Source organism: Claveliimonas monacensis, assembly GCF_014982975.1.
Classification (GTDB): domain Bacteria; phylum Bacillota; class Clostridia; order Lachnospirales; family Lachnospiraceae; genus Claveliimonas; species Claveliimonas monacensis.
In genome coordinates this window covers 143,085-156,028 of the sequence record NZ_JADCKL010000006.1, presented here as the reverse complement: position 1 = coordinate 156,028, position 12,944 = coordinate 143,085, and the positions used below count along the sequence as shown (strand labels likewise).

The 12,944-nt window shown below is 49.5% G+C and carries 15 protein-coding genes, 2 tRNA genes and 1 rRNA gene; 17 read left to right on the top strand and 1 reads right to left on the bottom strand.

The genetic code is table 11. The annotated features are described in order from the left end of the window. From INF30_RS09565 to INF30_RS09525, 9 genes are all read left to right on the top strand, one after another. Nucleotides 1–99 (top strand): 23S ribosomal RNA (locus tag INF30_RS09565); the annotation flags it as partial. Nucleotides 100–276: 177 nt separating this feature from the next. Next, nucleotides 277–651: a BlaI/MecI/CopY family transcriptional regulator gene (locus INF30_RS09560; RefSeq protein WP_083582578.1), complete on the top strand. Its 375-nt coding sequence runs from the start codon at nt 277–279 to the stop codon at nt 649–651. A 1-nt stretch (nt 652) separates the two neighbouring features. Then, nucleotides 653–2,095 carry a M56 family metallopeptidase gene (locus INF30_RS09555; protein ID WP_226395020.1) on the top strand — a complete coding sequence of 481 codons (1,443 nt, stop codon included), beginning with the start codon at nt 653–655 and terminating at the stop codon, nt 2,093–2,095. Between the two features lie 117 nt (nt 2,096–2,212). Beyond that, nucleotides 2,213–2,285: transfer RNA gene (locus INF30_RS09550), tRNA-Asn, on the top strand. A gap of 661 nt (nt 2,286–2,946) precedes the next feature. Next, nucleotides 2,947–4,260, top strand: a complete 1,314-nt coding sequence (locus tag INF30_RS09545; protein WP_226395019.1) for an RNA-binding domain-containing protein — start codon at nt 2,947–2,949, stop codon at nt 4,258–4,260. A gap of 267 nt (nt 4,261–4,527) precedes the next feature. Beyond that, nucleotides 4,528–5,667 (top strand): glycine betaine ABC transporter substrate-binding protein, encoded by a 1,140-nt coding sequence (locus INF30_RS09540; protein ID WP_226395018.1) that lies wholly within the window; start codon nt 4,528–4,530, stop codon nt 5,665–5,667. A gap of 12 nt (nt 5,668–5,679) precedes the next feature. Next, nucleotides 5,680–6,270 (top strand): ATP-binding cassette domain-containing protein, encoded by a 591-nt coding sequence (locus tag INF30_RS09535; protein ID WP_330601301.1) that lies wholly within the window; start codon nt 5,680–5,682, stop codon nt 6,268–6,270. A 236-nt stretch (nt 6,271–6,506) separates the two neighbouring features. Continuing rightward, nucleotides 6,507–6,767, top strand: a complete 261-nt coding sequence (locus INF30_RS09530; protein WP_226395017.1) for a type II toxin-antitoxin system prevent-host-death family antitoxin — start codon at nt 6,507–6,509, stop codon at nt 6,765–6,767. Next, entirely contained in the window at nt 6,757–7,071 is a 315-nt protein-coding gene (locus tag INF30_RS09525) for a type II toxin-antitoxin system RelE/ParE family toxin (protein WP_226395016.1), read from the top strand. The genes INF30_RS09530 and INF30_RS09525 overlap by 11 nt, the downstream gene beginning before the upstream one ends. 167 nt (nt 7,072–7,238) lie before the next feature. On the opposite strand, the gene INF30_RS09520 is transcribed toward INF30_RS09525, so the two are convergent. Beyond that, nucleotides 7,239–7,862, bottom strand: a complete 624-nt coding sequence (locus INF30_RS09520) for an ECF transporter S component (RefSeq protein WP_226395015.1) — start codon at nt 7,860–7,862, stop codon at nt 7,239–7,241. Between the two features lie 88 nt (nt 7,863–7,950). Here INF30_RS09520 and coaBC point away from each other — a divergent pair, with 88 nt between their 5' ends. The 8 genes from coaBC to rplK all read left to right on the top strand — a co-directional run bounded on the left by coaBC (nt 7,951) and on the right by rplK (nt 12,915). Beyond that, nucleotides 7,951–9,141 carry a bifunctional phosphopantothenoylcysteine decarboxylase/phosphopantothenate--cysteine ligase CoaBC gene (gene coaBC, locus INF30_RS09515; protein ID WP_226395014.1) on the top strand — a complete coding sequence of 397 codons (1,191 nt, stop codon included), beginning with the start codon at nt 7,951–7,953 and terminating at the stop codon, nt 9,139–9,141. An 86-nt stretch (nt 9,142–9,227) separates the two neighbouring features. Further along, nucleotides 9,228–9,866 (top strand): lactate utilization protein, encoded by a 639-nt coding sequence (locus INF30_RS09510; protein ID WP_226395013.1) that lies wholly within the window; start codon nt 9,228–9,230, stop codon nt 9,864–9,866. 12 nt (nt 9,867–9,878) lie between these two features. Beyond that, nucleotides 9,879–10,949, top strand: a complete 1,071-nt coding sequence (locus INF30_RS09505; RefSeq protein WP_226395012.1) for a glycoside hydrolase family protein — start codon at nt 9,879–9,881, stop codon at nt 10,947–10,949. A gap of 76 nt (nt 10,950–11,025) precedes the next feature. Further along, a tRNA-Cys gene (locus tag INF30_RS09500) sits at nt 11,026–11,097 on the top strand. Between the two features lie 435 nt (nt 11,098–11,532). Further along, nucleotides 11,533–11,682 carry a 50S ribosomal protein L33 gene (rpmG, locus tag INF30_RS09495; protein ID WP_076781083.1) on the top strand — a complete coding sequence of 50 codons (150 nt, stop codon included), beginning with the start codon at nt 11,533–11,535 and terminating at the stop codon, nt 11,680–11,682. 24 nt (nt 11,683–11,706) lie between these two features. After that, nucleotides 11,707–11,904: a preprotein translocase subunit SecE gene (secE, locus tag INF30_RS09490; RefSeq protein ID WP_076779588.1), complete on the top strand. Its 198-nt coding sequence runs from the start codon at nt 11,707–11,709 to the stop codon at nt 11,902–11,904. Nucleotides 11,905–11,921: 17 nt separating this feature from the next. Continuing rightward, nucleotides 11,922–12,437, top strand: coding sequence for a transcription termination/antitermination protein NusG (nusG, locus tag INF30_RS09485; RefSeq protein ID WP_076779585.1), 516 nt, complete (start codon nt 11,922–11,924; stop codon nt 12,435–12,437). A gap of 52 nt (nt 12,438–12,489) precedes the next feature. Next, on the top strand, nt 12,490–12,915 hold the full coding sequence (rplK, locus tag INF30_RS09480) for a 50S ribosomal protein L11 (RefSeq protein WP_076779583.1): 426 nt from the start codon (nt 12,490–12,492) through the stop codon (nt 12,913–12,915). The last annotated feature ends 29 nt before the right edge of the window (nt 12,916–12,944 follow it).

Below are 12,944 nucleotides of genomic sequence, written 5' to 3'. Positions count from 1 at the left end.
TAGTAAGACCCCTTGAAGACGACGAGGTAGATAGGGCAGAGGTGGAAGTGTGGTAACACATGGAGCTGACTGTTACTAATCGGTCGAGGGCATAACCATAAAGGTTCGGGAAGAGATGGAAGATAGAAAAGATTTCTTGTATGTGGTTTTGAGGGTACATAGATTAAGAAGAGCTGATAGAAGCTCTTCTTTTTTTATTGACTTTTCTACATTTGTAGAATATAATAACTCTACAAATGTAGAAGCAATATGCGAAGGAAGGAGGCGAGAACTGTAATGGAAGAGATAAAGCGTTTGCCGGAGAGTGAACTTGAGATTATGCAGATTATATGGAAGAAGTCCGCTCCGGTTTCCAGGGTGGATATTGAACAGGCCCTGCAGGAGACACATCCGCTGGCGCCGACTACCATTCTCACATTGCTGACACGTCTCTGCGAAAAGGGCTTTCTATCTCTCAAAAAAGAGGGAAGGAGCAACCTGTATGAGCCGCTGATCACAGAGAAGGAGTATCTGGCAGCGGAGAGCAGATCATTTCTGGACAGGGTGTTTCATGGTTCTGTGGCGTCCTTTGCGACAGCACTCTGTGACAGCGGAGTTACGAAGGAGGAGCTGGAGGAACTGAGACGTCTTCTTGAGGAGGGAGGGCTGTAGCATGTCAGAGGTGTTTATCCTGTATATGTACCGCATGTTCTGGGCACTGTTTCTGGGAGCGTTGCTGGCAATGGGGTTCAGAAGATCGTGGAATGCGGAGCATGGCAAGATGACGTCATGGATGGAAGACAGGGAGCATGCGGTAGTATGGCTGGATCCTATTGTGTTTCCTGTTATGATCATATTCTTCGCGGCGATCAATCTGTGGGTATATGGCTCTGATGACGGGGTGGAATATGGTCTCTGTCTGCTTATTGATATTTTTGTGTTTGTGAGCGTCTATTTTACAGGGCTTATGTTTTTACTGCCTATGCTCAGACGCCGCTACACAGCCAGAACATGTGCGGTACTCTGGTTGGTGCCGGTTTTTCTGTTTTACCAGCCGCATATGCTATACTTGATGAGATCAGAGCCGCCTCTCGTAGTGCTGTACCTGCCGGGGATACTCCTGCGGGTGCTGCTTACCGTATGGGCGGCAGGTTTCCTGGTGTTGTTTGGGACAAAGATCGGCTCCCACATCTGGTTTTCACGCCGCCTGAGACAGCATTCCCGTCCGATCCTGGACCCTGAGTTGCTGGAGATATGGGAGAAAGTAAGGCGCGATCTGGATATGCACATCCCTGTTGATCTGCGATACTGCAGCCTGATCCGGACACCTCTCACGATCGGGATGAGAAAGAAGAGCAAGGTCACCTATCTGCCGGAGCGCGCTTATGGGGCAGAGGAGGCGGAGCTGATCTTCAGCCATGAACTGCACCATGTGCAGAGACGGGACACCCACACGAAATGTTTCCTGGAGTTCTGCAAGGCGCTTGGCTGGATACACCCGCTTGTGTGGCTGGCGGCCAGGAGGGCGCAGGATGATCTGGAGCTCTCCTGTGATGAGATCGTCCTGGAGAGGGCGGATGCCGTCACACGGCGGAAATATGCGAAACTTCTCCTCTCAACAGCGGGGGATGGCCGTGGATTTACGACCTGCCTCTCGGCCTCAGCCCGGACGCTGCGGTACCGCATGCGGGCGACTGTGTCAGGAGGGAAGAAAAAGCTTGGGGTTGTCATGCTGTTTACAGTTATGGCCTTGAGTGTCCTTGGTATGGGAAAGATCAGTGTATCAACAGACAGGACCTCGTTGGCAGAGCTGATCCAGCTTTCCGAGGACAGCCTTTCAGAAGTTTATCTTACGAAAGACGGGGAGGAGATCCGGATCAGTGATCTGGAGAGACTGGCCGGGTATCTCTCTTCCCTGCAGGCGGAAAGGCTGATCTACACGTACACGCTGCTTTCTGAGCCAGAAGGCGATGTCCTGGAGGGATTCACCTCTTCTGACGCGACATTTCGTATGTCCGGGAGCTATGTGGAGATTTGGTTCCCGGAAAAGAGAAATCCGGTGCTCTGCCGTATGAAGGAGCCCGTTGACTGGCAGAAGATCCAGGCGTTTGAATGACAGCTGCTTGCCCGATATGAGCAATGCAGGAATCTTCGTACGGAAAGAAATTGAGGTAAAATGCTTGAATTAGTACAGAATATGTGATAAAATACTTTCTGTTATGAAGATAGATAATCCTCCTTAGCTCAGTCGGTAGAGCACTCGGCTGTTAACCGAGTTGTCGTTGGTTCAAGTCCAACAGGGGGAGCTTGAAAAGCCCGTAAATTCAATGTTTACGGGTTTTGTTTATTTCCGAGAGCAACGAGCCAAGCGGACATGCTCGCATGTCCATTTGGCGACTGCCGCGAGAGTCAAAGACCGTCGGGGGCTTTGAATTTGCAACATGCCCCTCGGGGGCAAAATAAACCGTCTGCTGAAAAAAGCAGGCATTAGATTATTAACCGAAAAATGAACCGGAATTACGTTGCTGGATGGGGGCGGTATGTTGCCCGAAGGTAAATTTTAAGTTTTACTGTTGGGCTTTTTTTGTGCCTTTTTTCAGGAAGGAGGGAAGTCTTATGGTATTGAATGAAATGGGAAAACGGTAGCTTTTTCCCTGATCGAAACGGATGTGACCGTGACCGGGAGCAATCGGGTGCTGACGCTTTCCACCTGTACGCCGGGTGCCTGAAAGAAAACAATAAATATATAATCTGTTGTGGTCAGTTTTCTATTCTAACCATAAAATGAAAAGAATGGTTAGAATATGTCACGTATAATCTATAAAATACGTGACAAAATCATGGTATATGGCTTGGGGCACAAGTTTTATCCTTTATTCGGCTATTCTAACCACTTTTCTAACCAATAATTGACAAGAATGGTTAGAAAGGTTAGAATGTGAGTAGAATAATTTGGAGGGAAATAAGATGGTTTTTAAGGAAAGCGAAACAGTGGAATTAAAATCTGTTGTGGTGGATGATATAAAAAAAGAAATTATAGCATTTGCAAATTGCGAAGGTGGGAAATTATATATTGGTGTTCAGGACGATGGAACGGTTATCGGACTGGATGATCCGGACGGAGCTGCCCTGCAGGTCAGCAATATGGTTCGGGATACGATAAAGCCGGATCTGACGATGTTCTTACATTATGAGACGTTAAATGAGGACGGAAAGCAGATTGTTGCAGTCGATATCCAACAGGGAACGGAACGCCCTTATTATATTGCAAAAAAGGGGCTGCGTCCGGAAGGGGTTTATGTCCGGCAGGGGTATTCCTCAGTACCGGCGACTAATACGGCAATCCGCCGGATGATCAAGGAAACGGATGGAGATCATTTCGAGGATATGAGATCTTTAAATCAGGAGCTGACTTTTGAAGCGGCAAAAAAGCAATTTGCCAAAAAGAATCTTCCTCTGGGCGAACCACAGATGAAAACGCTGGGGATTATGACGCACGACGGAGTTTATACAAATCTGGGGCTGCTGCTGTCAGATCAGTGTGTGCATACGATCAAGGTGGCCGCTTTTGAAGGAACTACCCAGAGCCAGTTTAAAGACCGTAAAGAATTTTCCGGCTCCCTGTTTCAGCAGATGGACGAAGTGTATGATTACATTGATTTTCGCAATCAGATCCATTCTTCATTCCAGAAGCTGTACCGGATCGATCAGAGAGACTATCCGGAGACAGCAGTCAGGGAGGCACTTTTGAATCTGCTTATCCATCGTGAATATTCCTACCGGGCCAGCAGCTTTGTCAGTCTTTATGCAGACCGGATCGAGTTTACTTCCATTGGAGGGCTTTTAAGCGGAGTTACCCTGAATGATGTGATGATGGGGATATCTGTGTGCCGAAATATAAAACTGGCCAATATATTTTATCGTCTGGAATTGATCGAAGCATACGGAACCGGGATGCGGAAAATAAGGGAGGCTTATTCGGAAACAGGGAAAAAGCCTGAGATTGAAACTTCTGAAAATGCTTTTAAGATCATTCTTCCGAATCTGAATGTCCAGACCGAGACGAAGAAGACGGACGTTAACAAGCCGGCAGATGACGATCAGCAGGAAGCAGTAATTTCTCTGGCAAAAAAGCAGGGTACATTTACAAGAAAAGATGTACAAAAAGAGTTGGGGATCAGTCAGACAACATGCGGACGGTTATTGAAGAAGATGGTTGAAAATGGACAGATCATTCAGGAGGGAAAAAGCCGGAACACACATTACCGGCTTCCTGAGTAACAATAGTGATCGGGGAAACGAGGTCTTAACTGCCTCGTTTTTTCTATGCATTTTGATAGGGAGGAAGGGGAGTTCCTGCAGTGTGCGCAAGCTCCGGCAAAGCGGCGGCTTTTTGTGGTTGTCTTAATATACTGTACCTTAAAAACTGTGATAAGTCGGCCCCGAAAGTTACCGACAGGTAACTACGGCACAAAAAAGTGCGTACTTGTAGGCAGGCCGCTTCACTCATAAAATAAGCTCAGAAAATAAATCGGAAATGAGAAATGTATGAATAAGGCACAGTTTGTTGTGGATAAAAATAGGTGTACCGGCTGCGGCATGTGTGTGAAGGTATGCCCGGGAGGCGTCCTGTCTATGGGAGAGGATGGCAGGGTACAGATAGAAGACTTTCAGGAGTTTGGATGGAGCGGCTGCTGGAAGTGCGAACACTGCCTGGCGGTCTGCCCGACGGGGGCGATCTCCATCTTTGGGCACTGCCCAAAGGACAGCATCCCTCCGGTGCAAGCGGATGAGGCGTCTCCTGTCATAGACGCTCTGATCGCAAACAGGCACTCCTGCAGGCGCTACCAGGACCGCAGCGTAGATCCGGGCATGATCTGTGATACGATCCGCATTGCCACAAAGCCAATGACAGAGCAGTATGTGCTGGGAGAAATGCTGAAGATCCTGATCGAAAAGGATACAGATCTTCAGGTGGAACTGACCCAGGGGGTAGGCGGCACTTCCAACATCCAGCCGGCTATGGAGAGCGGAGAATTTGACCTGTATCCCGAGTACACCGGCACGGCCTGGAATATGGTGATGAAGGAGGAAGGGCTGTACACGGAGGAGTTGTTTGACGATCTGCAGGCGTTTTACAATGACGAGCTTTCCATGGAGTGGACCGGTATGTATGGGTTCAACAATACCTACGGCCTGGTGGTGCGCCGGGAGATCGCGGAGCAGTATGATCTGAAGACTTACTCTGATCTTGCCCGGGTTTCGGAACAGCTTGTGTTCGGAGCAGAGTATGATTTCTTCGAGAGAGAAGACGGTTATGATGCCCTGTGCGATACCTATGGCTTTCATTTCAAGGAGACAATGGATCTGGATATCGGGCTGAAGTACCAGGCCATAGACCAGGGGCAGATCGATGTCATGGTGATCTTTACCACAGACGGACAGCTCTCAGCTTCCGATGTGACTGTGCTGGAGGACGATAAGCAGTTCTATCCGTCTTATCTGTGCGGCAATGTGGTCCGCAGCGAAGTGCTGCAGGAACACCCGGAACTGGAGCAGATCTTTGAACAGGTGACGGGGATCATTTCGGACGGAGACATGGCTTCCATGAATTACCAGGTGGAGGCAGAGGGAAAAGAGCCGGAAGATGTGGCGGAAGAGTTCCTTGAGAGCCGGGGACTTCTGTAAGGAGGATGCAAAATGAGTACACTGATAGAATTTAAAAATATCAAAAAGTCATATGGGGAAAAGGTGGTTATGGAGAATTTTGATCTCCAGGTAGACAGGGGAGAGTTTGTCACCATCATCGGTTCCTCGGGATGCGGCAAGACCACAGCGCTCAAGATGGTGAACGGGCTGATCCATCCCGACCAGGGAGATATCCTGATCGATGGTGAGAACATCCGGGAAAAAGACCAGACCCAGCTCAGGCGAAATATCGGCTATGCCATCCAGGGGAGCGTCCTGTTTCCTCACATGACAGTGGAGCAGAACATTTCTTATGTGCCGGATCTACTGAATGGGAGGAACCGGGCAAAGACAAAGGAGGCTGTATCCAAGTGGATGAAGATCGTGGGGCTGGACGAAGAGCTGAAGGAGCGCTATCCGGCGGAACTCTCGGGCGGTCAGCAGCAGAGAGTGGGCATTGCCAGGGCACTGGCTGCATCGCCGGAGATCCTGCTCATGGATGAACCTTTTGGCGCGGTGGATGAGATCACCCGGCCACACCTTTTGTGGAGCGGCTGGTTGAGAAAGAGAGAAGGACCTGCAGCCTGCCGGAGGAGAAGCTGAGGGACTGCGAGTTTAGCGGCGCGGCAGGCGCAGTAAGGGGAGAAGACAGGTGAAAGCATAAAGAGGGGATGCCCCGGGCAATCAATATGTTCCCTTCCAAGCAGATATGTTCTTGTGGGATGCGCTATTTAAAATGTATGCGATGGATACTAAACTGGCTTGCGCATCTGATAAAATGATGATAAAATTAAGATAACAGAGAAGGACAAAAGCATGTGGAGAAGGGAGAGATTGCTATGATACAAATTAGACCTGTTTCAGATTTGAGAAATAAATTTCCGGAGATTGAAAGGATTGTCAATGAGGGGCAACCGGTATATTTGACTAAAAACGGATATGGGGCAATGGTTGTGCTGAGTCTGGAGGAATATGCAAGTCTTGTGGACAACGTGGAGATGAAACTGGACGAGGCGGACAAAATAGCAGAAACCACAGAAGAAAGATTAAGCCATGATGACGTATTCCGAAATGTAAGGAGAGTGATCCATGGCAGATAAAAAATACAGAATTCGGTACCTGCCTTTGTTTGAGCAGGATTTAGTGCAAACAGTGAGTTATATTACAAATGTACTAAAAAATCCAGATGCAGCGGAAAAGCTGGCGAATGATGTAGAGGCGGCTATATTAGAATGTTTGCATAATCCATTAGCGTTTGAACCGTACCCATCTGTAAAGAAGAGAAAATATCCGTATTATCGGATTTATGTGCGTAATTATGTGGTTTATTACGTTGTTATGGGAGATATAATGGAAGTTCGGAGATTTCTATATGGTGCAAGGGATATAGATAGATATCTATAAAACACGAATGGATAAGCGGATGTATTGTGTGTGTGCAATATGTCCGTTTTTTAAGTTAATGTTATCTGATACATACTATTTTTAGAAGGAGAAGAGGAGTATATGTATACAAAAGATAAAATGAATTCATAAAAATGCTGCCCAGCTCATGCAGGGCAGCAAAAAATTTATATTCTTTTCATAAATCTCAGCAATACCTTTCCGAGTGCCAGCACGAGCACGGCCGATGCAATGGCTTCCGGAATGCCGGATGCGGTGATGGTTCCCATGATCAGGCCCCACACAGCTGTGATGCCCACATTCTGAGCCTGGGCGTACTGCTGGGCGAAGAGAAGATAGATGCTGCCCATGACAGTCACCGTGTTGACCATAGCTCCCACAAAGCCGGTGATGGGAAGGGCGATAGTCTGGTTTAAGTGAACCTTCTCGAAGAGCTTCCAGAGCCAGCCGGATACTACGCCGATGAGAATGCGGCATCCAACGGAGATCCAGAGCGCTTTCAGAACGCCGGGAAGTCCGGTGGTGCTCATAAAGGGAGAGAAGGCGAAGGACAAAAGGGTCGGTGCCATGGTATTGCTTATGAGAGAGCAGATTCCAAAGACGCCGCCTAAGATGCCGCCTGCCAGTGGTCCTAAGAGCACAGCTCCGAGGATGACCGGAATGTGTACTGTTGTCGCCTTGATGACTGGAAGCTGGATCATGCCAAGCGGTGTGTTCGCGAGGACGATGACGATCGCTGCCATAAGTGCAACACAGACCATCCATCTGGTGTCATGTTTTTTTTCTTTCATTATTCAATTCCTCCTTGTTATCATTCCCGCTGTCGGGATATAATACAATTACGCGGAAAGTATAGCATGAAAGGAAGGATTTTACAATATGCTGAAAGGGAAGACAGTGATCCTGGGAGTGACTGGGGGGATCGCGGCATATAAGAGCGCCTGGCTGACCAGCCTTCTTGTAAAGGCGGGGGCGGACGTGCAGGTGATCATGACAGAACACGCCAGGGAGTTTATAGCGCCACTGACATTTGAGGCGCTGACAAACCAGCGGTGCCATACAGATACATTTGACAGGAACCACGAGTACAGCACAGAGCATGTCTCTCTGGCTTCCCGGGCGGACGCGGTGATCATCGCTCCGGCCACGGCCAACGTCATTGCGAAGCTGGCTTGCGGCATTGCGGACGATATGCTGACGACCACCGTGCTGGCCTGCGACTGCCCAAAGATCGTAGTGCCTGCCATGAACACCAGGATGTACGAAAATCCGGTGACCCAGGACAATCTGGAAAAGCTGAGAAAATACGGGGTGACTGTAGTGGAGCCGGCAGCAGGCCGGCTGGCCTGCGGAGATGTGGGAAAAGGCAAGATGCCGGAGCCGGATGTCCTGTTTCAGTATGTGCTCATGGCCTGCGCCTTTGAAAAGGACATGGCGGGGAAGAAAGTTCTTGTGACAGCAGGCCCTACCCAGGAGCGGATCGATCCGGTGCGCTACATCACCAACCACTCTACCGGGCGGATGGGCTATAGCATCGCGAAGATCTGTGCCCTGCGGGGAGCGGAGGTGACGCTGGTGACCGGACAGACAGCCCTGGAGCCCCCTCTGTTTGTAGATGTGGTGCCGGTGGTGTCTGCCAGAGATATGTACGAGGCAGTTGTGGAAAGAAGCGTGGAGATGGATGTGATCATCAAGGCCGCGGCGGTGGCGGACTACCGCCCGGCGGTGACAAGCGATGAGAAGATCAAAAAGTCCGACGGAGATATGGCTATCGATATGGAGAGGACCGATGATATCCTGGGCTATCTGGGCAGCTGCAAAAAGCCCGGACAGTTCCTCTGCGGATTTTCCATGGAGACCCAGAACATGCTGGAAAATTCCCGCGCCAAGCTCAGGAAGAAGAACCTGGACATGATCGTGGCCAACAACCTGAAAGTCAAGGGAGCGGGATTTGGAACAGACACCAATGTGGTGACCATCATCACGGCGGACATGGAAAAGGAGCTGGAGCTCATGAGCAAGGATGAGGTGGCGGCAAGGCTGCTGGACGAGATCCTTGCCCGCATCTGAAAGGACAACGGGCAGCAGGTACACAGCGCGGCGGTTGTGCGCTAAAATATATAGAAGATAATAAAAATAAAATGGAGGTAATACATATGGATCCGAACAGAAGAAAGAGAAATGAAATGGCAGCGCAGAGAGTGATCAAAGGGCTGGAGTCCCGGAACATGGAAGGCTATTACGCAGAGTCAAAAGAGGAAGCCCTGAAAAAAGCGCTGGAGCTGATCCCTGAGGGAAGCTCTGTGGGCTGGGGCGGTTCTATGTCCATCAAGGAAATGGGGCTTCTGGACGCTGTCTGTTCAGGAAATTATACGGTTTACAACCGGGATATCTGCAAGACTCCGGAGGAGAAGAGGCAGACCCAGCTGCAGATTTTTACCAGCGATTATTTCCTTTGCAGCACAAACGCCATCACAGAGGACGGTGTGCTCGTGAACGTGGACGGGACGGCCAACAGAGTGTCCTGCATCTGCTGGGGGCCTGCCAATGTGGTTATGATCGTGGGCATGAACAAACTGGTGAAGAGTGTGGAGGACGCTGTTTCCCGGGCAAGATACGAGGCAGCTCCTATCAATGCCCAGAGGTTTGGACTGGACACACCCTGCTCCAAGACCGGCGTGTGCGCCAACTGTAAATCTCCGGATACGGTGTGCTGCCAGGTGCTGGTGACAAGGTATTCCAAGGAGAAAGGCCGCATCAAAGTCATTCTTGTGAACGATGAGATGGGATTTTAAGGAGACAGAGAAATGAAGATCAGACAGTTTATGGACTGCTTTCTTCCTATACCTGTCGTGGGAAAGCTTGAGGAGAACTGCTGGGGAGCGAAGAGTGTGATCCCTAGAGATCAGGACAATGGCCTGGAGGACAAAGTGCTGGAAGATCCGGCTGTGTCCGGGAAGGTGAACTACACATACTGGGACGGAAGCATTGTATATGATGAGGACGAGTGCGGAAAGTACCACCTGTTCGCCAGCCGCTGGAACGAGGCGGATGGATTTGAGAAGGTGAATGGGGAAGGCGGCTGGAGCGGTTCCCTGGCTGTGGAGGCGGTCAGTGACTGTCTGTATGGACCCTATGACCAGAAAGAGCGGCTGCTCTGGCCTGACAGCCAGGGCGGCCTGGGATACAATGTGTATGTGTTCCGCCTGCGGGACGGCGATCCGGCGGGGAGATATGCGGCCATTGCCAGCGATACCCGCCCGGGAGACCTTTTCACCACAGACAGCCTGGATGAGGGGAAATGGGTGTACCGGGGACCGGTGAAGCTGGACAGAGGACATTTTTTTCGTGCCAATATCTGTATCATTCTAAGGCCGGACGGAGCTTACGAGCTGCTGAACAGGGACGGCCTGATCGCTCTGTGCCGGGGAAGCATCCTGGATACGTTTCAGCTGGTGCATGAAAATATATGGCCTCGGGTGGAGGGCCTGCCCACAGTGAACATGGAGGATCCGGTGCTCTGGTACAGCGGCGGCCTGTATCACTGCGTGGTCAATCAGTGGAGTGCCAGAAAGGCTTTTTACATCATCTCTGAAAATGGTCTGGACGGCTGGAAACTGTCCGATGGGATTGCCTACTCGCCTACTGTGGATTTTCTGCGATACGAAAATTCGGACGTGGTCAACAGGTGGAATAAGATTGAGCGGCCCGGCGTATATATAGAAGACGGGATTGTGAGGGCCATGACATTTTCTGTCCTGGATCTCCCCAAGGAGGAAGATAAGGGAAATGACGGCCACGCCAGCAAGGTGATCGTGGTCCCCTTTGACGGAGAGGCGCTCAACCAGTTCGCAAAGGAGCAGTACTACGGAAAATAGAAATTGTCAAACTTTTCATTGACGAACAGGGAAGAGTTTGCTATAATATGAGTGTTCCGCAAAAACGGGACACTGCGGCGCAGTAGCCAAGTGGTAAGGCACAGGTCTGCAACACCTCGATTCACCGGTTCAAATCCGGTCTGCGCCTCTCAACAAAAAGAAGAAAGAGAAATATCAGCTCAGCTGGTATTTCTCTTTTTCGTATATAAATATTTACCTCAGGGTTCATACTGCAAAACTAAAAAGAACTTCTGCGGGATAGAGGAGTATGTTTATAATGCAACTAGAGAAACAGGACACAGATTAAAAACAGACAGGGAGGATGGCAAAATGGAGGCGAGATCCATGGCGTGTTTGTCAAGGACAAGGTGTATGTCTACATCTTGGAGCTGATCAGGGCTACCTATGTAGAAAGCTGGATTTAGGAAACACGGGCGAAAAAACGGACTTGACTTCCACTGCCATACTATGGTATATTATTGTGGCGATGGAAGAAGGTCTTTTTTTTATGCCTAAATTTAGGCATCCGGTCAGGACCGCCGGTAACACGTCAACATTAAGAAAATGAAGCGAGGTGGAAGTTGTGCGTACAAGAATTACTTTAGAGTGTACAGAATGCAAGCAGCGTAACTACAACATGACAAAGGATAAGAAAACTCATCCGGAGCGCATGGAAACCAAGAAATACTGCAGATTCTGTAAATCACACACATTGCACAAAGAAACAAAATAGTCGCTGGCAAAAGGAGTGAATGTCGTGAGTAAAGAAAAAACTCAGAAGAAGAGCTGGTTCAAAGGTCTTAGCTCAGAATTCAAGAAGATCATCTGGCCAGACAAAGTGACACTTGCGAAACAGACAGCAGCGGTTGTTTGCGTATCCGTAGTGCTGGGAGTCATCATCGCGATTATCGACTTCGTTGCACAGTATGGGATAGATTTTTTAATAGGACTGTAAGCAAGAAAGGTGATTATATGTCAGAGGCAAAATGGTATGTTGTTCATACTTATTCCGGGTATGAGAACAAAGTGAAAGCCAACATTGACAAGACAGTGGAGAACAGACATCTGGAGGAGCAGATCCTGGAGGTGCGGGTTCCACTGGAGGATGTTGTGGAGAACAAGAATGGGGTGCAGAAAGTGACACAGAAAAAGATGTTCCCCGGCTATGTGCTCATTCACATGATCATGAATGACGATACATGGTATGTAGTCCGCAACACAAGAGGCGTGACAGGGTTTGTGGGTCCCGGTTCCAAGCCGGTTCCCCTGACAGACGAGGAGATGGCGCCCCTTGGCATCCAGCGCGAGAACTACGTGGTGGATTACGAGGTGGGCGACAGCGTCAAGGTCATCGCCGGTGCGTGGGCGGATACGGTGGGAGTTGTGCAGTCCATCAACGCCGCAAAGCAGAGCCTGACCATCAATGTTGAGCTGTTTGGCCGCGAAACGCCAGTAGAAATAAGTTTCGCTGAAGTGAAAAAATTGTAGTCAGTAGTGGGAGGGACATGTGTCCCGACAATACCACAAGGAGGTAATGAAAATGGCAAAAAAAGTAGAAGGTTATATCAAATTACAGATTCCTGCCGGCAAGGCAACTCCGGCTCCTCCGGTCGGACCTGCACTTGGACAGCACGGAGTTAACATCGTTGAGTTCACAAAGCAGTTCAATGCCAGAACAGCTGACCAGGGAGATCTGATCATTCCTGTAGTAATCACCGTTTACAACGACAGAAGCTTCAGCTTCGTTACAAAGACACCTCCGGCAGCAGTCCTGATCAAGAAGGCCTGCAATCTGAAATCCGGTTCCGGTGTGCCGAACAAACAGAAAGTTGCAAAGATCACAAAGGCTCAGCTCCAGGAGATCGCTGAGACAAAGATGCCTGACCTGAATGCAGCAAGCCTTGAGGCAGCTATGAGCATGATCGCAGGTACATGCAGGAGCATGGGTGTTACAGTAGAAGAGTAGAGCGATTTGAGTCAACAGGAACAGTAAGT